We start from the raw sequence: 23374 nt of genomic DNA, 5'->3' as shown, positions 1-23374 counted from the left end.
ATGAATATTTGTAAACGGGCTAAAGCCCGCTCCTATTGATAATTTTATTGATACTCGTATAATTTTACATGAAGAATTTGAAAATCATCAACTCCGATCCGAACATGTCTTCCCTGATGTGTCTGGTCACCGTTTAGCCTTCTTATCGGACTCAATTTTCCGTTTTCATCAATGCTAATTTCATCTACGGGACCAATTCCTACTCTTTTTCCTCCAGCCCAAATATTTTGAGTCTGATTTTTTCCGCCTTGAGCTGCAAAACCGTCTTCACCCAAATCTTTAGTTTGAATTTCTTTTTTCTCGTTTTCCTTGTCAAATTCTACGACAATTCCGCTTCCTGCGATGATGTATTCATCTTTTGCCAAACGTAAAATCAATCCTCCACCTTCCGGCCAAATGCTTCCATCTTTTGCCCGAGCATCCCACGGAAGACTAAAGAAATGTTTTGTCGTAATTTTCAAGTCATCATAATGGATGATACGTTCTGTATTTTTTTGATCAAACAATAAACCTTTTGACTGCGATTGTCCTTGATATTTCGTTAAAATCGGCATCAATTCTTTCAATTTTGAATAAGCTTCTGCCAATCTTTTACTTCCCGATTCAGAATTATTTTCAATCGAAAACGGACTGTATCCAACCGCATCATGTTCTCCAAAAGCATAAAAAGCCTGTACCCCGTTATTTTGAGTCATTTTGATCTCAGGAACAAATAACGGATTGTTGTGAAGTCTATATTTTGCTGACCAACTTGTAAAATCCCCATCATATAAATCCGGAGAAAGCATATCTATACTCGGCGCTCCGGCATGCCAAATATCAATTAAATGAGCTAACGGGCCACCTGCAGGATATTCTCCAGGAAGTCTATTTCTGCTGTTCATTGCGGCGTTGACATACAACGGAATATTATGAATGGAACGCGCTGTTTTTGCTAAATTTTCTACATACTGAGCGTAATAATAAGCGGTAAATAATTCGTCCGTGAATACATCATTTCCGAAGATTTCCTGCCAGTTTCCTTTGGTTTTAAAACCTTGTTTCTCCCATTTCTCAAGCAATGAAGGATGAAGTTCTTTTTTATTTTTAGTTAAAAATTTCATCAATGTTTCCGGAACTTGTGTATTGAAAGCAGCATTTGCTTCTTTAGAATAATCACGAGCGCCTTCCAACATTCCGATTTCGTTTTCAACCTGAACCATAATTACCGTTCCCTGCGTTTTATCAGCCACAGAAATATGCTTCATTAATTCACCAAAAACTTTTTTATCAGCTTTTAATACATTTTCAGAAAAGGAACTCGCAATTTCCATTGGTTTTCCGGATTTTGAATAAGCTCTGGGATATTTTTTATAATCTTTTTTAAACCAAAGCGGAGCATAACAACTCATAGAATTTTTATAAGAACCGAACCATAAAAAGACAACTTTAAGATTGTTTTTTCTTGCCTGATCAATCGTTTTATCGATTAAACTAAAATCAAACTTTCCCTCTTCAGGCTCAATTAAATCCCAATAAGCAGGAACTAAAACTGTATTAAGTCCCATTTGCTGAAGCTTCGGAAAATCTCTTTCAATATCCTGAAAAGATGATGCAGAAGAATTTCCCAACTCGCCACCCAAAATCAAAAATGGTTTTTTATCCACGACAAGTTGTGTCGCCGTTCCTTTTTTCTGCAAACGAGGAATTTCCTGCGCCTTAGTGAAAAACGAAAGAAAAATTCCGGAAAGGAGTAAAGCTTTATTTATATTCATAATAGGGATATTTGATCTTAATGATAGTTTTATCAAATTCATCAAAAAATTAAATAATACTTAAAAACATTTTCTAAAATTCATTTTTATTAAATAAATATTTCAAGTTTTTTTAAAAATAAAAGAAAGTATCTATATATAAAACAGTTTTTGTCCAGCGAGTAAATTTACATTCGAATTCTAAAAATAAATCCTCAAAAAAATGAATAAAAAACATCTACCTTATCATTAAAAATAAGATTAGACTAAACATTGAAAAACCCTAATTCTGCATTGGAAAAGACATTCACTAATATTTTAAACTTTGACTTCAAAATTTAACAGAATGACTTATCATATTTTTAACAATAACCATCAGGAATTTGGATTTTAAATTGAATCAATTATTGATAAAAAACTTTAACATTAATTTAACATTTACTTCACGTCATTTTAATCGATTTCAAGCAAAATTTAATTAATTATTCTCTTAAAAATCACTGAAAAGCGATACCACAAACCTAAAATTCAATTGTTTTATTTTAAATCATTTTACTGAAAACTGATAAACTGTTTTTGTTGAATATATTTCTCCCGGTTTAAGTTCTACAGATGGAAAAGAATCCCTGTTTGGAGAGTCCGGAAAATGCTGTGTTTCAAGACAAATTCCTGTTCGTGGATTATTTTTCCCGCCTGTTTTAGTTTCAAATTTTCCATCTAAAAAATTCCCGGAATAAACCTGAATTCCCGGCTGATCCGTCCATACATCTAGTTTGCGACCAGTCTCGGAATGATAAAGCGAACCTGCTGATCTCATTCCATTTCCGTTCAGAATCCAGCAATGATCGTAGCCGTTTGCCCGTTGCAACTGCTCATTCTTAGTATCAATATCCTTCCAGATCGCTTTAAAATTTCTGAAATCAAAAGGTGTTTCTGCAACATTTTTAAAATCATTTTCCGGAATTGACGATTTATTAATGGGAATGAATTGCTCAGCATTAATTTGAAGCTCATGATCAACAATTTGCTTCGAAAAATCCCCTGAAAGATTGAAATATGAATGATGCGTCAAATTGATGATCGTAGGTTGATCTGTTGTTGCTTCATAATAAATTTCGAGTGCGTTTTGATCTGTTAACGTATAAAAAACGGTGGTTGTAAGTTCTCCCGGATAGCCTTCTTCACCATCTTTACTGATGTATGAAAGTTTGAGTGTTTGAGAATTTGGAACTATTTCGGCAGTCCAAACTTTTGTAAAAAAACCGTTATCGCCGCCATGAAGATGATTTTCTCCATTATTTTTATTTAGATTAAAAATTTTCCCATTTAAACTAAATTTTCCATGGGCAATTCTATTGGCAAATCTTCCTATAATCGCTCCGAAAAAATAAGAATTTTCATTAAAATAATCTTCAGGATTTACAAAACCTAAAACTACATCTTTATAATTTCCTTTTCTGTTAGGAGCAGTAAGTGAGATAACGATTCCACCGTAATTGATAATTTCGACTTTCATCCCATTTTTATTGGTTACTATATATTTCTTTATTTGGTCACCTTCTTGTGTTATTCCAAAATCTGAAACTTTAATTTTTTCCATTTTTTGAGTGATTCTTGATGTTTTTTTATTTTGATATTGAATTTTAAATTAATTACTGCTTTCGGGAGCTCCCAAATATGAGGGCTTCAATCCACCAGTATTAATCAGGATTTTCTCTAAAACAATTCCTGCTTCCAGCACTCTGAAACGTAAAGTATGTCTACCCGATTTCTTTATAGTATGTTTTGTAGAAGACTTTATAATATGCTCTGACTGCCATTGTCCCAATTCGCCACGATAATGTTCATTAAAATTAACAATCTGTGGTTTTTCTCCATCAAACGAAATTTCATATCGAAGCCCTTTATTATTGTTGAAATTGAGTGTTGGAGCAAGTAATAATTGAACCTCAAAAGTCCCTGTTGAAGTAAAATCAACATCATATTCCAAATAGATATTTTCTTTTTCTTTTGGGTTAATATTTTGAGGAAAAATCGTAATTCCGGATAATGTTTTTCCAAAATCGGGAATGATTTTCCACTGAATTCTGTCTGAATTATTTTGATGTGAAAAATTTTCAGCTTCAATGGAAATGTAGCCGTCTTTTTCCTTAAAAATTGTATTTTTTTCGCTTTTGGAAACGTAAAATACTTCAGGCATTGTATTTTTATCCGGCTGTTGCCAATTTGTATAACCTATTCTGGTTTGATCCATCATATGTTGCCATTTTCCTCCGGAAATTTTATTGTTATATTTCTCCTGTAAAATGGAATCATATTCAAAGTTTTTCTTTGCTTTATCTGCAAAATCATTTGCTCTCTTATCTTTTTTGGATGCTAACTGATGGTTTTTTGCTACATTAAAATAAAGCTCATATAAATTACTGCAGGCATCGATCGGATAAAGAACCAATTGAAAATAAGCATCTTTATATTCATTAGGAATCTCGTTGTAAAGCCTGTTCGCATCAAGAGATAATTTTTGATAATCATTCACAACCGTTTCAAATTCATTGTAATTTTCCAGGCTGTAGGTTTCAGAATTTAAGGTTTCGGGAGTTACACGACGGTTGTATTTTGCGTATAAATTGATCATTCTTGCGATTTCTTTTGAATATGTTGAACCAAACTGTTTTGAAGCCCATTTTTCAGTGTATTCTAATAAATTATCGGAATTAAATTGTTGAGGATCCCAAGCCATTTCCATAAAAAAATTGATCGGAAATTCCATAGGTTTTAAATCTCCAACATTGACCACCCACAGTTTATTGACCTTATATTCATACGTTAAATTCATTTGTTCCCAAACTCTTTGAATCGGGCTGATATTGATCCATTTAGAATTTCTCGGTCCACCTACATAATCAAAATGGTAATACATCCCGTAGCCGCCTTTGTGGAGAGGTTTAGATAAGTTGGGAAGCTTGCGGACGTTTCCCCAATTATCATCACAAAATAGCAAAATAACATCATCCGGAGCTCGCATTCCTTCATCATAATAATCCTGAACTTCTTTATACAAAGCCCAGACCTGCGGTGTTTTTTCCGCTTTTTTTCCTGTAACTTTTTCTATGATTTCTCTTTGATCCTTTACAATTTTCTCCAATAATGAAATATTGGTTTTGTCTCCCATCGCTTCATCTCCGTCACCACGCATTCCAACCGTGACAAGCTTTTCCCAGTTTTTACTTCGTTCGATTCCTGATTTCCAAAATTGTTGAAGAACTTCCGAATTTTTGGAATAATCCCAAATATTCGGTAAATTATTCTTTTTGATGTATCGATGCCAATCGGTTTGTGCCAATGCCATCGGTTCGTGGTGTGAAGTTCCCATGATAATTCCCATTTCATCAGCCAATACTCCGTTTTCGGAATCATCATCATAGAAAGCTTTTCCCCACATTGCTGGCCAAATGTAATTTCCTTTTAAGCGAAGAATTAATTCAAAAACTTTTTCGTAAAATTTAGAATTAATCCCTCCGAAAGTTGCTCTCGCCCAACTTCCCAGCGAAGGTTCTTCATCATTGAGAAAAATTCCGCGATATTCTACGGCTGGTTCGCCGTCTGTGTAAATTCCTTTTTTAAAATAGAGATTTTCCTTTTGCTTAATGGGAACATCTGCCCAATAATACCATGGCGAAACGCCGATTTGCTTCGAAAGCTCATAAATTCCATAAATAGTTCCGCGTTTGTCACTTCCCGCGATAACGATCATTTCCGAAACTCCGTTTAAATCTTTTATATTCTGAATGATAAACTTTTCATTTTTACCCTTTAATTCATTTTCATTAATTTTTTTCTTTTTGATCAATTCATCAATCACAGAATTTGTTCCGATAGTCCCGATGATAATCAATGGAGATTGAGAAGTTGAAATTTGGTTTAAAAGATCGGGAAAGTCGCCCGTTACTTTCTGAAAATCAGATTGAAGATTACTAATGGCTCTTAAAATCCCTCTATCAATTCCTTCGTCTGAATAGAATGAAATTTTCGTCGATTTATCCTTCAACAGAATAGTTTCTGAACTTTTTTCTGTGGTGATAAATGGCTGTGCAGATCTTATTTTAATTCCAAAGAATAAAATGAAAACCAACATTGTAATTGACTTAAATAAAGAATTCATACTATTTAATTTGTGAATTAATAAAAAAAATTAAGGTTGAATATCATTGGTTGAAGTTGAATACAAACCAATCAAACTTCCTGTAAAACCGCCCGCTACATCCGTTGACAAAATATCTCCGGAAACATGACCTCCAAGGTTGAGAAAAGTCTTTTCATCCAAAGAATAATTAAATTGATAATCATCACCTTCCGCAACAACTTGAAGTTTTATATTTTTTGAAAGTGAAATTTTTTCACTCGAAATCAATTTTGAATTTCCTTTTTCCGTTCTTTCCAATACCAGATAAAAATCTTTATCTTTTTTGGTCAATCCGAAAACATAATTGAATTTTTCGTTCTGATAACAGGTAATTCCAGCCAGATCATTTTGTGATTTTGGCTTAAAATCTAAACTAACTGTTGCTTCAAAAGATGCGTGCTGCTGTCTGTGAAACAGTGCTGAAACGGGAGCTTTTGCTTTGATATTTGTAGCAAAAGAATTGATTTTCACACCATTTTTAGTGACATTTATAAAATTCTCACGTGCACCTCGCATTGCAATCCAACGATCGTCTAATTCATTGTTTAAATGATCTGAAAAAGTGAAATTTCCATTCGGGAAAAATCCGTTTTGCCCTGTTTGGTTTTTAACTCCTTTCGGCATTTTTACTATTGGCTTCATCGGAACCAATCCATTTTGAAAAACAGGATACGTTCCGCTCCAGTCTACCGGAAGAATAAAGGTTTCTCTACCCGTATTCACCCGATTTTTTTCATTGGGGCGAACGCCCAAAAAGACTCCGTAATACTTTCCATCGGGAGTTTCTACCAAATCTGCATGACCTGCCCAATCTACTTTATCTTTTCTGTCTTTTGGAAAATACCGTTGCGTCAAAATGGGATTATTTTCAGCCGGAATAAACGGACCTTTTGGGCTGTCACTCATAAAAATTACTTCACTGTGATTTCCTCCTGTTCCTCCCTCAGCACACATGAGAAAATATTTTCCATTCTTTTTGTAAAGGTGTGGACCTTCAATCCAGATTGGCTTTTGAGTGATGTTTACTCCGCCATTGACGATAATTTTATCTGTTCCTGCAACAACTTGGTCTTTTTCAAGGTCGTAATCCCAAATTTTGATCACACGATGACCGTTGTATTGTTCGGTTCCTTTCGGTGTTGCGTCATTATGAACGATATATGCTTTTCCGTCATCATCAAAGAAAATAGACGGATCGATACCGTCAAAATTCAGTTTTTGAACCTCACTCCAGCCTTTTGCGGGATCTTTAGTTTTAACGATCATATTCCCTATTCCACTGGCAATCTGAGTGGTGACCATATAGAAAGTGTCGTTGTATTTGTTATACTTAATATCTGGTGCGTAAATTCCTTCCGAAACACCAGCAGTTTCGACTTTTAACTGAGAAGGTCTGTCTAAAACGTGACCGATTTGTTTCCAATTAACCAAATCATTAGAATGAAAAATAGGCACACCGGGAAACATTGAAAATGAAGAATTTACCAAATAATAATCGTTTCCTTTTCTTGTGATGCTGGGATCGGGATAGCACCCCTGAAGAATTGGTGAATAAAATTCATCAGTTTTAAGGGGATTTTCTGAATATATTTTGTCATTTCCTTTGTAGTTAAAATCAGAGAAAATTTGTGCAGAAATATTTTCAAATGAAAATAATGTTGCAATAGCAAATAGTGATTTTGTGAAATACTTTCTCATATTATTTTGTGATGATGATGAAGGAAAATTTACTTTAGAAATCACTTATTTCTTATAATATTTCATTTTTACATAGAAATAAGTGATTTAGATTTAATTCAAACTGAAAAAACAAGGTCTAGTCAAGCAAAAATGAATGACCTTGTTTAGAAACTATATAAAATGATTGTGATTAATTTTAAACGCCGCTAAAGGCACTGAAACCTCCATCAACAGGCAATAAAGCACCCGTAATAAAACTTGCAGCATCTGAACATAAAAATTGTACAGCTCCGTTCAATTCTTCTGCATCACCAAAGCGTCCCATTGGCGTTTTTGCAATAACTTTTTTGCTTCGATCCGTTAAAGATCCATCAGGATTTAATAAAATTGCACGGTTTTGATCGCCGATAAAAAATCCTGGAGCAATGGCATTTACACGAATTTTATCTCCAAATTTTAATGCTACATCTGATGCCAGCCATTGCGTAAAATTGGTAATCGCTGATTTTGCAGCAGAATATCCTGCCACTCTTGTAATCGCAGAATACGCAGCCATCGAAGAAATATTGACAATACTTCCGCTTCCCTGTTCTGCCATTACTTTTCCGAAAACATAGCTTGGATAAACAGTTCCGTTGATGTTGAGATTGGTCACCTCATCCCATCCATCCAAATTCTGATCGAAAAATGACTGGTCGGGAGAAAGTGTTGCCGCAGGAATATTTCCACCTGCAATGTTGAGCAAAACATCTATTTGTCCGTATTTTTCAATGATCTTTTTTGATGCGTTTTCAAGGCTTTCGATATTCATAACGTTGGCTTCAACGGCAAAAGCTTCACCGCCAGATTCTATTAATTCTTTTACACGAACATCCAATGTTTCCTGATTTCTTCCCAAAGCCACCACTTTTGCACCTGCTTTAATGAAACTTTTGGCTAAAGTTCCGCCTAAAACTCCGGAAGCTCCTGTGATGACTGCAACTTTATCTTTTATGCTGAATATTTCGTTCATTGTTTTTTTAGTTGTTGGTTAGTTGTTGATGGTTGATCGTTTTTTAATCTTATAGATTTGATAGGATTGGCATCCTAATCTATTTTAACCGTCCCTTCGATACTTTTAATTTGATTTTATTTCGGTTTTTACGGCTGCCGTTACGCCTTCAATTTGTCCTAGGGCAAGCATTCTTCCCAGAAATGAATAGCCGGGATTGTAGCCTTTATCAATATCATCAGTTAGTAATCGACCGTGATCGATCCGCATGGGTAAGGTTGGATTTTCCTTTTCAAATATTCGAATGACTTCGATAATTTTTCCTCTGCCTTCTAAATGATGGGCTTCTATAAAATCTCCGTTTTCGAAAACATTGGTGCTTCTAAGATGAACGAATTTTGTACGAGAAGCATACTTTTGAGCCAATTTAGGAACATCATTTTGCAATCCGGCACTTAAAGAACCTGTGCAGAATGTCAATCCGTTGTGCTGGTTGTCGACGGCATTTAAAAACCAGTCGATATCTTCTTCACAAGTTACGATTCTTGGTAAACCTAGTAATGAAAATGGAGGATCATCGGGATGTACGCACATTTGAATGTTCCATTTTTCACAGACAGGCATTATTTTTTCTAGAAAACATTTCATGTTCTGACGAAGTTGATCTTTATCAATTCCGTCATATAAAGCCAGTAGACTTTTAAAAATAGCTACCGGATTTTGATCGCCTTCTTTAATATTTCCGTTGACAAAACCTTGTGTTTTAACGATAATTGAATCAATTAAATCGTTTTTTTCCTCTTCAGTGATTGTCTTTTTTAATTCTTCAACTTTAGCAAGAATTTCAGGAGTGTAATCTTTTTCGGCACCTTGTCTTTCTAAAATGTAAATTTCAAAATAAGCGAATTTGGCCTTGTCGAAATATAAAGATGATGAACCGTCTTCCCATTGATGAAAAAGATCGGTACGCGCCCAATCGAGAACGGGCATAAAGTTGTAACATACCGTTGTAACACCAGCTTTTCCTAAGTTTTCGAGACTTTTTATGTAATTTTCGATCAATTGATCTCTATTTTCACCTCCATATTTGATGGATTCGCTTACGGGAAGGCTTTCTACGACCGACCATCGAAGTCCGAAACTTTCGATATAATTTTTATATTCATTAATGGCTTCCAAAGACCAGATTTCTCCATTCGAAACGTCATGAAGTGCTGAAACAATGCCTTCAACACCGATCTGACGGAGCATATTGAGCTTAATCTTGTCTTTTTTACCAAACCAACGCCATGTTTTTTCCATAATTTTTGATTTTAAATTTTATCTAAATCTTTTTTTATATCTGCTTTAATTATTTTTTTAACGCAAAGAGGCGCAAAGATTTTCTTTGAATTACTTTATGCTTTTAAGTTCGCAAAGGCTTTCTAATCAGCAAAGTTCACAAAGATTTTTCAATGATAACTCTTTGTAGATATTCATTATTTTTAAGCATCTTATTCATTAAACAAAGCAGGCGGGATTGAATTGCCTACTTTATTGCTGATATGAAAGTAAAAATTTTATTTTAAAATCTATCTAATATCCAGGATTTTGATAGGCTGCCAATTCTGAAGAGCTCATATCCATGGCATCCATCTGTCCTTGAGGGATTGGTCTTAAATATAGATAATTCGGTATATTTCTGGTGTACGTCTGAGCGGTATGATTTCCAACTGCTGTTCCTCCGATGCTGTATGTTTTTGCGATATCACTCCATCTTTGGGTTCTTACCAAATCGAACCATCTGTAGCCTTCACCATAATACTCTCTTGATCTTTCAGCTAAAATGTAGTCTATAGTTATCGTTGAAGGCGTTGCAGCGATCATTGCACCACTGTTATCTTCTACTTTTGCTACATTTCCATTGTTGTCCCAACGCCATTTTCCCGCTCTTGCTCTGATCACGTTAATTAAATCTCTTGGGCTCATTGCTCCCGAAGCTCCTTTTACTGCTGCTTCTGCTGCTATGAAGTAAAATTCTGAGAATTTTGCAACAGGAAATGGACGTGTTATTCCTCCGTTTGGTTGTCCAAGACCTGTTCCGTTATCAGTTCTGTAGGTTCCTATTTTCCAAAGATTTGGGTAGGCATATCTGCTGATTCCGCTTGGAGCGATCACATAATCTGCTCTTCCCGGAAGAACTCCTGCGCCTACGTTGCTTTTGTAGACAGAATTAGAATAATCAATGGTCTGCGCCGGATCGTCATTTAAGAACGTAAGAATGGCGCTTCCCGGCTGTACAGGTAATCCGTTGGCATTGTATAATGTCGGTGTTGAAATTCCGGCTTTGTTCCAATTTCCGCGGAAAGTTGTTACGAAAGTACCGTCATATCTGGAATCCTGAGTTTTATTGGCGAATGTATTTTTAACCACTTCAATGGTTGGAGCCATCGTTTTCCATGGTCTTCCGTAGGCTTGAGCAGCCTCTCTTTGTACAGTTCTGACAGGAGAACCTGTCCACAATGGGCTTTGAGAACTTTCAAGGAACGTGTAATCCCAAGTCGTCATCCAAACAGCAAAATTTCCGGGTGAAGCGCCTGTGTTGTAAGAATGGCTTGATCCATCATAATATTCACTTGATTCTGTGTGATCTGCATAGAGAAGCATTTCTTTATTTCTATCATTCTGAGCTAAATTCACATCGTAATATGTTGCCTGCAAACCATATGCTCCCGGTGAATTAATACCTTCCAAAGCAATATCATAAGCTTGTTGGAAATACCATTGCGGATTATGACCGTTGGGATCTACTCTATCCGTCTGAGGATAGGTTAGAATTCCGTTTGGATTCTGAAGCCACCATCCGTACGTAAGATAAGCTTTAGCCAAAAATAATCTTGCCACAGTTTTCGTTACTCCGCCTGTAACACGAGCTCCGACAGGCAGATCCTGAACAGCTTTTATTAGATCCGGAAATATTGCTTTAGTATAAACCTCAGAAACCGTATTTCTTTTTGATCCTCTGAAAGTACTGATATTGAAAGCCAATTCTCCAGAACCTAAATCTAAAGGAACCCCTCCGAATGTCTGAGCCAACATAAAATAATCGAACGCTCTGAAGAATCTTGCTTCTGCAATAATTGCATCCGAAACGCCGACTCCGGAACCTTTTTGGATGACTCCGTTGGCAGTATTGATATTTCTGAAAGCATTATTCCACAAAACATCTGCACGGCTGGAAGAGGGTGTTAAATTTCCTGCTCCGGACATGTCCATATCCTTGAAATTATTGTCTCCGGCGTGACCGTAAGTGTATTCGTCGGTTCCTGTTTCGCAGGCATTTAACCAATATCCGTTTCCGTAAATGTATCGTAAATGAGCATACATTGAGGTAACTCCTCCTAAAACACCGGATTCTGTCTCAAAGTATTGCGGTGTATAAATATTTCTCGGTTCTTCTTCCAATATATCTGAACAGCTTGAAAGTACTACGGTGCATAACAAAATTTTTGCTGCTGTATTTATTCTGAACTTTTTCATTTGATTAATTTTTAGAATGTTAAGTTTAAACCAATCATATAGTTTCTAAGAGACGGTGTATTGGTTCCGATGGTTAAGAATCTTGATGGAATCTCGTTGCTTACCGCCTGATTTTCGTTTCCGTAGGAATTCGTTTCAGGATCCATCCCAGAAGCTTTATGATAAGGAGAGAAAAATACAAATGGATTGGTCACCGTTGCGTAGATTCTCATTTTGCTGATTCCCGCCTTTTTGAACACTCCCTGAGTAAAGTTATATCCTAAAGTAATGGTTCTGATTTTTAGATATGAAGCATCAAAATAGGCTAATGTACTGCCATATCTTGGATTATTATTGCTTTGATAGTGTCCCGGTCTTGGGTAATAGGCATCGGTATTCTCGGGAGTCCAATAATCAACGTCTACGTTGTTTCTTCTTCCGCTTAACATATTCAGATAACTTGTATTTCCGTACAATGTGCTTATCAGAATTCCTCCGCTTTTGAAAGCTCCAACAATGCTCAAATCAAAATTTTTGTACGCAAGTCTGGTATTAAAACCACCCTGAAAATCAGGATCTGTGTTTAAAATCTGTCTGTCTTCAGCATTGATCGCTCTTACGGGCGATCCATCTGCGTTGTAACCTCCTGTATATAAAACTTTAATGGAGCCTATTGTCTCTCCCGGAATATTGGTAGGCTCCAGAATATTTATGTAAGGATCTCCTGCCTGCCACAATCCAATATACTGATAATCATAAATTGAATTGATTGAACTTCCCACAAACCACCAGTTGGCAACATCTCTTGTAGCTCCCGAAGATAATGAGGTGATTTTATTTTTGTTTGAATAAAAATTAACCCCAAAATCCCATGAAAAACCATTTGGATTGCTGATAATAGCTCCGTTTAATGATATTTCTATCCCTTTATTGCTTGTAGATCCTACATTTCCGGTGTAGCTTCCTACTCCTGAAGTTGCAGGCAATTTAACATCCAATAGTAAATTTTTAGTATTCGTTGTGTAATATTCTACCGTACCTGTTAATCTATTGCTGAACAATCCGAAATCCAACCCATAATTAAGCGTTTCCGAAAATTCCCAACCCAATTTTGAATTAGGCAGTGTAGAAACATACGTTCCTATGGCATTGGCATTTCCGAAGTTATACGGCTCTGTCGTTAAACGTCCAAAAGTAGAATAAGGAGCTACAGCCTGATTGGAAGTTTCTCCGTATCCGAAACGTAGTTTTAAATTATTAATAACTTTTGAATCTTTTAAGAAATTCTCTTTAGCAACATTCCAACCCGCTGAAAAAGCATTATAAATATTCCATTGATATCCGGGTGCCAATACTGAAGAAGCATCACCTCTAATGGAAGCCGTAAACATATATTTTCCGTCATATTCGTACATTACACGCCCCATCCAAGATCTAAGACCTCTTTTGTAATACCCTTGATTATCGGGATTAATGGTGATTTCACCCTGAGCGTGACCAAGATTGTAAAACTGAAACTGATCCGTAGGGATATCTCTTGCCGTGATGTATGAACTGTTAAATGTTCTCTGTTCCTGAGACTGTAAAGCCACGACATTTACTTTGTGCTTGCTTGCAAAAGTTCTGTCGTAGGTTAATATATTTTCGTTTACCCAATGCGTCAATAAAGAATTTCCGATTGAAGCTGTAGACAAATTATTAGGTTCTGAACTGAAAACTCCTTCTCCCGTATAACTTCCAGTATTAGTAGTTTTAAAGTTTAAACCAAAATTTGTTCTTAATGTTAAGCCTTTTACCCACGGAATTTTAAATTCACCGAAGAAATTATTATAAGAACTGAAAGAAATTGCCTTATCAATCCATGCATCTCCTAAATTCTCGATGCCGTCTCTAGTGTACACATATTGAGTATCTGCGGACATCACAATGCGATCTTTTTGACTTCCATCTGCTCTATAAGGATTCGCAATAGGAGTTGAGCTCAATGTGTTATAAAGCCCAAGGTTGCTGCCTTTATTTACTGTATAAGCATTGTTTGTCGTGATCCCAACCCGGAAATATTTACCCAAATCCTGATCCAGACTTCCTCTTAGATTAAATCTTTCAAAATTTTGTCCGGGAAGAACAGATTGTTCGTTGTAATAACTCATTCCAAAGTTGTACGAACTTTTTTCCGTACCTCCGGAAATACCAAGATCATGATTGGTAACGATTCCGTTTTTATACATCAGATCCTGCCAGTCTGTATTGGTATCTCTTGATTCATCTGCTCCGTATTGCGTGAAAAGTCCGGCATCATCACGAAGTTTCATGAATTTCTGGGCATCCATCATCGGATATTTAGCAAAAACAGATGTAATTCCTGTATATGTATTATAACTGAAGGTTGCTCTTTGGTTTTTTCTTCCTGTTTTAGTTGTAATTAAAATTACTCCATTCGCTCCACGAGAGCCGTAGATCGCCGTTGCAGAAGCATCTTTCAGGATATCCATACTTTGAATATCATTCGGACTGATATCCGCCAATGATCCCGGAAAAGGAATTCCGTCCAAAACAATTAACGGATCATTATCTGCCGTTAAAGAGCGCGTTCCTCTGATTCTTATCTGCATCGGAGCTCCCGGTTTACTGGACGTCTGCGCAATATCAACTCCGGCCACTCTTCCCTGCAATGCCTGACTTACGTTCGCAGAAGGCACTTCTCTCACCACATCACCTTTCACAGATGCTACAGAACCCGTTACGGATTCCTTTCTCTGCTTTCCATATCCTATTATAACAACCTCATCTATCTTCTTCTCTTTTTCAACAGTATCTTTTTTAACCTGGGAATACACTAAGCCAGAAGGCAATAAAGCCATTGCAAAAAACAATGCAGCTTTATTTGTTTTGGCAAAATAAAATCGGTTCATAATTATTATTTTTTAAAATTAGGGTTGAATAAAAAGGCCGTTAGTAATGATCAATGTTGAAAATCCTTAGTGTTTAGCAGCCTTTTTACTGATATTAGATATACATATTCACAATCGCCTCAAACAATTCCTGTTTTCCGCTTTTTGGCTGAGGTTCGCCTGTTTCATGGGCAATTCTCTGAAGATCTTCCAATGTAAGAGTTCCGTTTTCGAAAGCCTTACCATTTCCGTTGTCGAAAGAAGAATAACGGTCTGTTCTTAATTTTTTATAATCTGAATTTTCAAGAATATCGGCAGCGGCCAAAAGTCCTTTTGCAAAAACATCCATCCCTGAAATATGAGAGATAAATAAATCTTCCGGATCTGTAGAATTTCTTCTGATTTTCGCATCAAAGTTAACTCCGCCATTTCCTAAACCACCTGCCGGAAGAAGTACCAGCCAAGCCTGAACCATATCATAATAATCAATCGGAAACTGGTCTGTATCCCAACCATTCTGATAATCTCCACGGTTGGCATCAATACTTCCTAAAAGTCCTGCATCAACAGCAGCCTGAAGTTCATGCTCAAAAGTATGACCTGCCAATGTTGCGTGGTTCACTTCGATATTTAATTTAAAATCTTTATCTAATCCGTAATGTCTCAAAAATCCTATTACCGTCTCAGAATCGTAGTCGTACTGGTGTTTTGTAGGCTCCATCGGTTTTGGTTCAATTAAAAAAGTTCCTCTAAAACCTTGCTGACGTGCATAATCACGAGACATTGAAAGAAAACGAGCCAAATGATCTTTTTCACGCTTCATATCTGTGTTTAAAAGGCTCATATAACCTTCTCTCCCGCCCCAAAAAACGTAATTTTCTCCGCCAAGAGCGATCGTTGCATCGATAGAGTTTTTAACCTGAGTTCCGGCACAAGCAACTACGTCAAAATTTGGGTTGGTAGAAGCTCCGTTCATGTATCTTTCATGCGTAAAAACGTTGGCTGTTCCCCATAAAAGTTTAATTCCTGTTTCCTGTTGCTTTTGCTTTGCGTATTCAACGATAGTTTGAAGATTTTTTTCATAATCTTTCCAGTTATTGGCAGGATCTACCAGGTCGATATCGTGAAAACAGTAGTATTGGAAACCTATTTTAGACATAAATTCAAAACCGGCATCCATTTTTTGCATTGCTCTGGAAACGGCATCACTTCCAGCATCCCAGGGATGGTGAATCGTTGATCCGCCAAATGGATCGCTCCCGTTTGCACATAATGTGTGCCACCAAGCCATTGCAAAACGCGTCCAGTCTTTCATGGGTTTTCCCATTATGATCTTTTCGGCATCGTAGTAACGAAATGCCATTGGATTTCTGCTTTCTTTCCCTTCAAATTTGATTTGATCTATTCCCGGAAAATATTCCTTTGTGTTTGTTAAAGTGCTCATATATTTTGTTTTAATTTTTAGTTTAATGTTAAAATTTGGCGTAGGAATTCCCTGCTCACTGATTTTGAAAAGTCAGTAAGTACAATGGAAAACTCCGCTGTAAGGTGGATTATACTATTTCGTTAAGATGTCTCGTCCATCTTGAGTAGGCTTCTAAATATTGATCTCTTTTTTCGTGTTCAGGCTCGATGACGGCAATTTTTTCAAGGGAAGAAAAAGCTTCTTTAGAATCGGCGTAGAAACCAATTCCCATTCCTGCAGCTCTTGCAGCTCCTACCGCTCCGTCCGTATCATAAAGCTCAATTACCGCATTACTCACACTGGAAAGCGTCTGACGGAAAATTGAACTTAAAAACATATTAGCATTTCCTGCACGAATCACCTGAATATCCATGCCAATATTTCTCATGATATCCATTCCGTATTCATAAGAAAATACGATTCCTTCTTGGGCTGCGCGCAGAATATCTCCTTTTGAATGAATATTAAAATTAATTCCGTGCATCGAGCAGCTTGTATCCTTATTTTCTAATACTCTTTCTGCTCCGTTCCCGAAAGGAATGATGCTTAAACCTTTAGAACCAATTGGAGAGAGTGAAGCTAAGTCGTTCATATCTCCATAAGAAGACAATGAAGTCGCAAAATTGTGTTTTAACCAGGAATTTAGAATTCCTGTTCCGTTGATACACAATAAAACGCCTAATCTGGTCTGTTCCGGAGTGTAATTAACGTGTGCAAACGTGTTTACTCTTGATAATTTATCATATTCAAGCTGATCTAAAACACCATAAACAACGCCTGAAGTTCCTGCTGTAGAGGCTATCTCACCCGGATTGAAAACATTTAATGATAATGCATTATTGGGCTGATCTCCTGCTCGGTAAGAAATCGGCGTTCCTTCTTTTAAGCCTAATTCTTGAGCAGCTGTGGCTGAAACAGTCGCTTGGATTCCAAAAGTCGGAATAATTTCAGGGAAGAAGCTTTTCGGAATTCCGTAATAATTGATGATATCTTCTGAAATACAATTGTTTTTAAAATCCCAGAAAATTCCTTCCGACAAACCTTCAATTGTCATTCCGATCTCACCTGTAAGTCTCATGGCGATGTAATCTCCCGGAAGCATTATTTTATCAATTTTTTCAAAAATTTCGGGTTCGTTTTCTTTAACCCAGGCTAATTTTGAAGCGGTAAAATTTCCCGGAGAATTCAATAAATGCGATAAACATTTCTCTTCTCCAATTTCTTTAAAAGCCTTTTCCCCATACGGAACAGCACGGCTGTCGCACCAGATAATCGAAGGTCTTAAAAGGTTCTGATCTTTATCTACCAAAATCAAACCGTGCATCTGCCACGTAATACCAATTCCTTTGATATCCTCTGCATTAATACCGCATTCATGCATGACAGCTTCGTGAGCCAGCTTTAAATTCAACCACCAATCGGCAGGATTTTGTTCTGCCCAACCGGGATTTACAGCAGTAATTTTCATCTCTTTTTTAGGCGAAAAATCTGATGCAATAATTTTTCCGCTGGATGCCTCAATGAGACAAACTTTTACAGAAGAACTGCCAATGTCATATCCTAGTAAATACATAATTTCAAAAAAGGTATTATTTTATTAGTCTGGTATTATTTTTCTTATAAATTTTAGCATCAAATCTGTAATATCTTGCAGCTCGATGCGAAACGTTGGTTTCTATTTCCTCCAACGGAATGATATAGCTGAACGATGAGATCTTCTTGTGAAAATTTTTAATGTCAATTCGTTTTTCACTTAAAGCACTGTATAATTGATACAGCTGTCTTATCGTAAATCTCTTCGGCAATAATTCGAAAATAATTGAGAAGTCTGATTCTATCCATTTTCTGATCTCAATTAAAGATTCACTGATGATTTTATTATGATCAAACGGCAATGACGGAACTTCATCAATCGGATGCCAGTCTACTGTATCATATTTCGTACTGTTAATCTTGTGGTCGATCTTACAGAGAGAAAGATAAGCCACGGTAATGATCCTGTCTATGTGATGTTTATACTCTGTATCCATCCACTTTATATCATCCTGATTACTGGCCCGTAACGGATCTGCAAAACATTTAAACTGTTTAAGAACCATTTTCTTAATACCAGTCAATTCATGAAGCACTCGTTGAGCTGCATCGTCTACATCTTCATCGCTGAGTATTAAACTACCCGGCAATTTTCTTTGTCTTTCTGCAGGCACATCGTCCATGCGACGCTGTACCAATAAAATGTTCAGTCGATTTTCAAGGTCGAAACCAAAAACAACACAGTCGACAGAAACATACGTATGAATAAAATTCGGAATCATTTCTATGTTAACATTTACGTAACATGACAAATATAAAAATTCAATCGAGATAAAAAAATAAAATTATCACTACCTACTGCTTATCAATACATTACATATCTATTTTTTATGATAACAATACCATGAAAAATATGATAAGGTTATCGTAAAAATGATGATATATTTTTACAAAGAGATTCAGAAATAGACATTTAGACTAAAATAAATTAGGACTAAAATAAATTGATATTATCATTAAAAATATGATAAGAAAATCAAGAAATTATTTTATTTTTTTTGAAAATATTTTCATAACAATCCTCTTTTTGATACAAAAATGACAGTAAATAATGAAAAAATTTCACCATTTTCATTATCAAAGCTTAGAATTTTATCAAAACGAGAAAATAATAGAATAAAACAACTTATTTAAGAATATAGGTTTAACAGTGAATAGATAAGACACAAAGTTTTTTTTAATAATTGAGAATATTTTCGTTCGCAAAGGCGTTTGACTAGTTCGAATCTTCGATTTCACTCGACAAAGTTGATATTTATTTATAAAATTTTTACAAATACCAATCTTTATATCTTTTTAGCGCTTCCAGAAAATAATAGTCTGCATAGATTAACGGAACATCGATCTCAGAATTCAACGGTAAACCGCCTGTGCTGTGCATTAATAGAAAACCTCCGTTTTCGCCTAATTTTGACTGATATTTTTCGCTTGATAAGCTTGTCAGCATTTTTCGGGCAACGTTTATGTAATTCTCCTTTTCGTCACCTTTTGTATTTTGTCCTAATTCTAATAATGCAGAAGAGATAATTGCCGCCGCTGAAGCATCTCTAGGAACATTCGGAATTTTTGGATCATTAAAATCCCAATACGGAATTTTATCTTCTGGTAAAGTAGGATTATTGAGGATAAATTTCGCAATATTTTGAGCCTGATTTAAATATTTTTCATCTTTTGTGAATCTATACATCATTGTGTATCCGTACAACGCCCAACCCTGCCCTCTCGCCCAAGCCGAAGAATCGGAATATCCCTGAAACGTTTTTTTGTTTAAAACCTTCCCTGTATTCACATCATAATCAATCACATGATACGAGCTATAATCCGGTCGAAAATGATTTTTCATCGTTGTATTGGCGTGAGCAATTGCGATTTCTTCCGTCTTTTTGTTGCCTCCATTTTGCGAAGCCCAAACCAGCATTTCAAGATTCATCATATTATCAATGATAACAGGACCTTTGAAATCTGCCATTTTATCCCAAGACAAAATCGCCTGCATTCCCGGTCGAAATCGGGTTGAAAGTGACTCTGCAGAAGTAAGAATAACATCTTTATATACCGGATTTTTTGTAATTCTGTACGCATTTCCGAAACTGCAAAACATCATAAAACCTAAATCATGATCTCGGGTAAATGTCTTGTTTGATTCTATTAAATTTAAAGTTCTTTCCGCTTCTTTTTTGATTTCGGGATCTTTGGTTTGCTCATAAATCATCCATAACGAGCCGGGATAAAAACCAGAACACCACCAACTGATATCTTTTGTAATCAACTTTCCTTCAGAAGCTTTAAATGATTGGGGCATTTTATCGTTCGGAATGTCTTTCATTAAATATTTATACTGCTTTTCAGCAAATTGAAATTCGTCCTGAATCAATTTTGACATCTGCTTTTTACTGCTTTGCGCTGTAACTGCAACACTCAATATTGTGAAAAATGTAATAGATATTTTACGTAAAGTCATTTTTTATGAAATTATGGACAATTTAATTAATTTTTATAAAATCTTAATTGAAAATAAATCTTATTTAGTCTAAAAATAAAATTTATTATGTTAACATATTTAATCTCTATCAAGTGATAAATTGTGTAATTTTAATACAGAAAAATTCAATTCAAGCCTTATCTAGACTGATTTTAAATAACATTAAGGAGATATAAATTAAGTAGAAATACTGAAATTAAAACAATTCCAACTCTTTACATTTGAATAAACAAAAACTGATAATTATGGCAAATGAGCAATGTTTCAAAACATAAAATGATAACTGTCATTTAAAAAACTTTAACCATCAAAATTTAAACGAAATGATTATTAACAAAATCCTCAACGTCGATGATTACTACTACGACGTGTTTATGTCGATTTCAGGAACTCTTACCGGATTTTCTGCGAACGAGCTGCAATCCACCGGTTTGGCGGAGACCTATTACAAGCATATTTTAGGTGAAATCGAAACAGCAACATTCTTAGAATTTCTGAATGTTTCAAAATTTATCCTTGAAAATTCTTTCAGTCAGGATCAATTGAGAAATGCCATTCAATCCGAAATTATGGCAGATCCGGGAATGCAGGATATGTCAAACAATATCATCACGATGTGGTATTTGGGAACTTGGGAAGGCGCTTATGTGAATGAGTTATCCTACAAAGAAAGTCTGGTCTGGACTGTTATGCACGCCCATCCGCCGGGAGCAAAACAACCTGGTTTCAAATCTTGGGCCGTTCAACCTGTAAACAGCAACTCATGAGCAATATAGAATTCAAAAAAGATGTGATCATCGTAGGAACGGGGATCGCAGGATCATTGATCGCGAAGCTTTTGACCGATCATGTTTTTGATACCGAAAAAGGCAAAATGGTTTATCGTGCAGAAGTTGACAATCCTGAAAACGTAAGAGAATTATCAATTTTAATGTACGAAGCTGGGCTGGAAGCCGGATTAGAACTTGACTCATCGTCATCATTGACAACTTATAACGAGTACATTCGTAAATTTTATATGGAGGAAGCGAAAGTTCCGAATTCTCCTTACCCGAATTTAAAACAGGCTCCATCACCCGACGTTTTGGATATGGAAAAGATTATTCCTCCGTTTCCGGATAAAAAAGGATATTTGGTCCAGTTTGGTCCGATGCCGTTTGCGAGTGATGCCATCAGAATCGCTGGCGGAACAACACTTCACTGGTTAGGAACAACTCCAAGAATGCTCCCGAATGATTTCAGATTGACTGAAAAATATGGTATTGAAATCAATAAACCTGATTCTGAGGTTAAAACACCTATCAACTGGCCAATTGATTACGATACTTTAAAACCATATTACGAAATGGCCGAATTTGAGATCGGTGTTTCCGGAAATGTTGCAGCGCAGGAATATCCGATTTCAGAAAGCATGGAGGAATATTATGGTAAAGATTATGTTTTCCCGATGGATGAAATACCTCAAAGTTATATGGATCAGAAGATCATTAAAGGCCTTACAGGAACGAGTGTTCAGTTAAATTTTGAAGAGTTTCCGTTAACGATGGTTCCGTCTCCTCAGGGAAGAAATTCTACGCCCAATCCTGCGTATGGAAAAGCGAAAATCATCAAAGCCAATTCTACAGTTTCGGGATATAAATTATCATTAAATAATATTGAAAACGAAGAATACAAAGCGCTAGGCTCTGTCTGGAATCCTTATATGGGAGAACGTTGTGAAGGAAATGCTTCATGCGTTCCGATCTGTCCCGTTCAGGCAAAATACAATGCATTGAAAACGTTGAAAAAAGCTTTGTATAAATTCAATAAAAACGAAAATCTTCAAAAACATAAATTCATCAGCGTTCAGGCGCAGAGTGTTGTGTATAAATTGAGTGTTGATCAGGCAGATCAGGAGAAAATTTCAAAAATCCATTTGAGAAGATATATTTCTAAGGAGAAAACTGATTTTGTGGAAGAAGTCGTTGACACCTTAGATTCAATTGTGATTCTAGCCGCCAATGCTTTTGAAAATCCAAAAATTTTATTGAATTCAAAATATACGGTTATTGAAAACGGACAAAAAGTTGAAAAAACCGTTGCCAACCGAAGCGATCAGGTGGGAAGAAACTTAATGGATCACATGGTAATGCTTACTTGGGGATTATTTCCGGAGCCGATTTATTCATATAGAGGTCCAGGTTCTACTACCAATATTTCATCTTTCCGTGACGGGAATTTCAGAAGTGAATTTTCTGCGTGGATTTCTCCACTAGATAATTGGGGATGGAGCTGGCCTGCGTTTTCTCCGGGATCAGATCTTTCAGAATTTTTGGGACAAGGTCTTTTTGGAGCTGAATTGAAAGAAGCTTTGGCTTACAGACTTTCAAGACAGGTTTTATTCCATTTTGAGATCGAACAATTGCCCAATCCGAATAATAGAGTGACGATCAATGATCAATATCTGGATGCTTTGGGAATTCCGCGTCCTGTCATTAATTATGAACTGACGGAATACGAAATGAAAGCAATGGAACAGGCAAAATTAGCTTCCGATCAAATGTTTAAAAGGTTAAATATCGAAGATTTCACTAAATATACCGAGGCTGACAAAAACACTTTCATCTACAACAACGTAAGATATTCTTACAATGGAGCCGGCCACATCGTAGGAACTCACAGAATGGGCGACAATGCGGATGATTCTGTGACCAACAGCTATTGTAAATCTTGGGATCACCCGAATTTATACATCGTTGGCGCAGGAAATATGACAACTTTGGGAACTTCGAACCCTACTTTAACCTTATCAGCATTCACGATTCGTTCGGTAGAATCTATTCTGAGTGATTTAGAAAACAAATTTAAAAACTGAAACC

14 protein-coding genes are annotated in these 23374 nt (G+C 36.1%); 2 read left to right on the top strand and 12 right to left on the bottom strand.

Annotation, left to right across the window (positions count from 1 at the left end; genetic code table 11):
* Positions 1-44: 44 nt before the first annotated feature.
* The 12 genes from EG348_RS16360 to EG348_RS16305 form a co-directional block, all read right to left on the bottom strand.
* Positions 45-1754 carry a DUF5597 domain-containing protein gene (locus EG348_RS16360; RefSeq protein WP_123984051.1) on the bottom strand — a complete coding sequence of 570 codons (1710 nt, stop codon included), beginning with the start codon at positions 1752-1754 and terminating at the stop codon, positions 45-47.
* Positions 1755-2280: 526 nt separating this feature from the next.
* Positions 2281-3333 (bottom strand): aldose epimerase family protein, encoded by a 1053-nt coding sequence (locus EG348_RS16355; protein ID WP_123984050.1) that lies wholly within the window; start codon positions 3331-3333, stop codon positions 2281-2283.
* A gap of 48 nt (positions 3334-3381) precedes the next feature.
* Positions 3382-5895 carry a glycosyl hydrolase 115 family protein gene (locus tag EG348_RS16350; protein ID WP_123984049.1) on the bottom strand — a complete coding sequence of 838 codons (2514 nt, stop codon included), beginning with the start codon at positions 5893-5895 and terminating at the stop codon, positions 3382-3384.
* A 30-nt stretch (positions 5896-5925) separates the two neighbouring features.
* Positions 5926-7614 carry a glycoside hydrolase family 43 protein gene (locus EG348_RS16345; protein WP_123984048.1) on the bottom strand — a complete coding sequence of 563 codons (1689 nt, stop codon included), beginning with the start codon at positions 7612-7614 and terminating at the stop codon, positions 5926-5928.
* Between the two features lie 178 nt (positions 7615-7792).
* The gene (locus tag EG348_RS16340) at positions 7793-8608 is read right to left on the bottom strand and encodes an SDR family oxidoreductase (protein WP_123984047.1); all 816 of its coding nucleotides are present in this window, start codon (positions 8606-8608) and stop codon (positions 7793-7795) included.
* A gap of 105 nt (positions 8609-8713) precedes the next feature.
* Positions 8714-9889 (bottom strand): mannonate dehydratase, encoded by a 1176-nt coding sequence (gene uxuA / locus EG348_RS16335; protein WP_123984046.1) that lies wholly within the window; start codon positions 9887-9889, stop codon positions 8714-8716.
* A gap of 273 nt (positions 9890-10162) precedes the next feature.
* Positions 10163-12106, bottom strand: coding sequence for a RagB/SusD family nutrient uptake outer membrane protein (locus EG348_RS16330; RefSeq protein WP_123984045.1), 1944 nt, complete (start codon positions 12104-12106; stop codon positions 10163-10165).
* An 11-nt stretch (positions 12107-12117) separates the two neighbouring features.
* Positions 12118-14997 (bottom strand): SusC/RagA family TonB-linked outer membrane protein, encoded by a 2880-nt coding sequence (locus tag EG348_RS16325; RefSeq protein WP_123984044.1) that lies wholly within the window; start codon positions 14995-14997, stop codon positions 12118-12120.
* 94 nt (positions 14998-15091) lie between these two features.
* Positions 15092-16420, bottom strand: coding sequence for a xylose isomerase (gene xylA / locus EG348_RS16320; protein WP_123984043.1), 1329 nt, complete (start codon positions 16418-16420; stop codon positions 15092-15094).
* Between the two features lie 109 nt (positions 16421-16529).
* Entirely contained in the window at positions 16530-18014 is a 1485-nt protein-coding gene (locus EG348_RS16315; RefSeq protein ID WP_123984042.1) for a xylulokinase, read from the bottom strand.
* A gap of 16 nt (positions 18015-18030) precedes the next feature.
* Positions 18031-18756 (bottom strand): NUDIX hydrolase, encoded by a 726-nt coding sequence (locus tag EG348_RS16310; RefSeq protein WP_072408487.1) that lies wholly within the window; start codon positions 18754-18756, stop codon positions 18031-18033.
* Between the two features lie 548 nt (positions 18757-19304).
* Positions 19305-20495, bottom strand: a complete 1191-nt coding sequence (locus tag EG348_RS16305; RefSeq protein ID WP_123984041.1) for a glycoside hydrolase family 88 protein — start codon at positions 20493-20495, stop codon at positions 19305-19307.
* Positions 20496-20839: 344 nt separating this feature from the next.
* Here EG348_RS16305 and EG348_RS16300 point away from each other — a divergent pair, with 344 nt between their 5' ends.
* Positions 20840-21283 (top strand): sugar dehydrogenase complex small subunit, encoded by a 444-nt coding sequence (locus tag EG348_RS16300; protein WP_123984040.1) that lies wholly within the window; start codon positions 20840-20842, stop codon positions 21281-21283.
* Complete coding sequence (locus EG348_RS16295; protein ID WP_123984039.1) at positions 21280-23370, top strand: GMC oxidoreductase; 2091 nt, start codon at positions 21280-21282, stop codon at positions 23368-23370. The genes EG348_RS16300 and EG348_RS16295 overlap by 4 nt, the downstream gene beginning before the upstream one ends.
* Positions 23371-23374: the final 4 nt, after the last annotated feature.

Source organism: Chryseobacterium sp. G0201, from assembly GCF_003815655.1.
Lineage (GTDB): Bacteria > Bacteroidota > Bacteroidia > Flavobacteriales > Weeksellaceae > Chryseobacterium.
The sequence above is the reverse complement of the archived record's forward strand: the minus strand, read 5'-3'. Positions and strand labels throughout refer to the sequence as shown.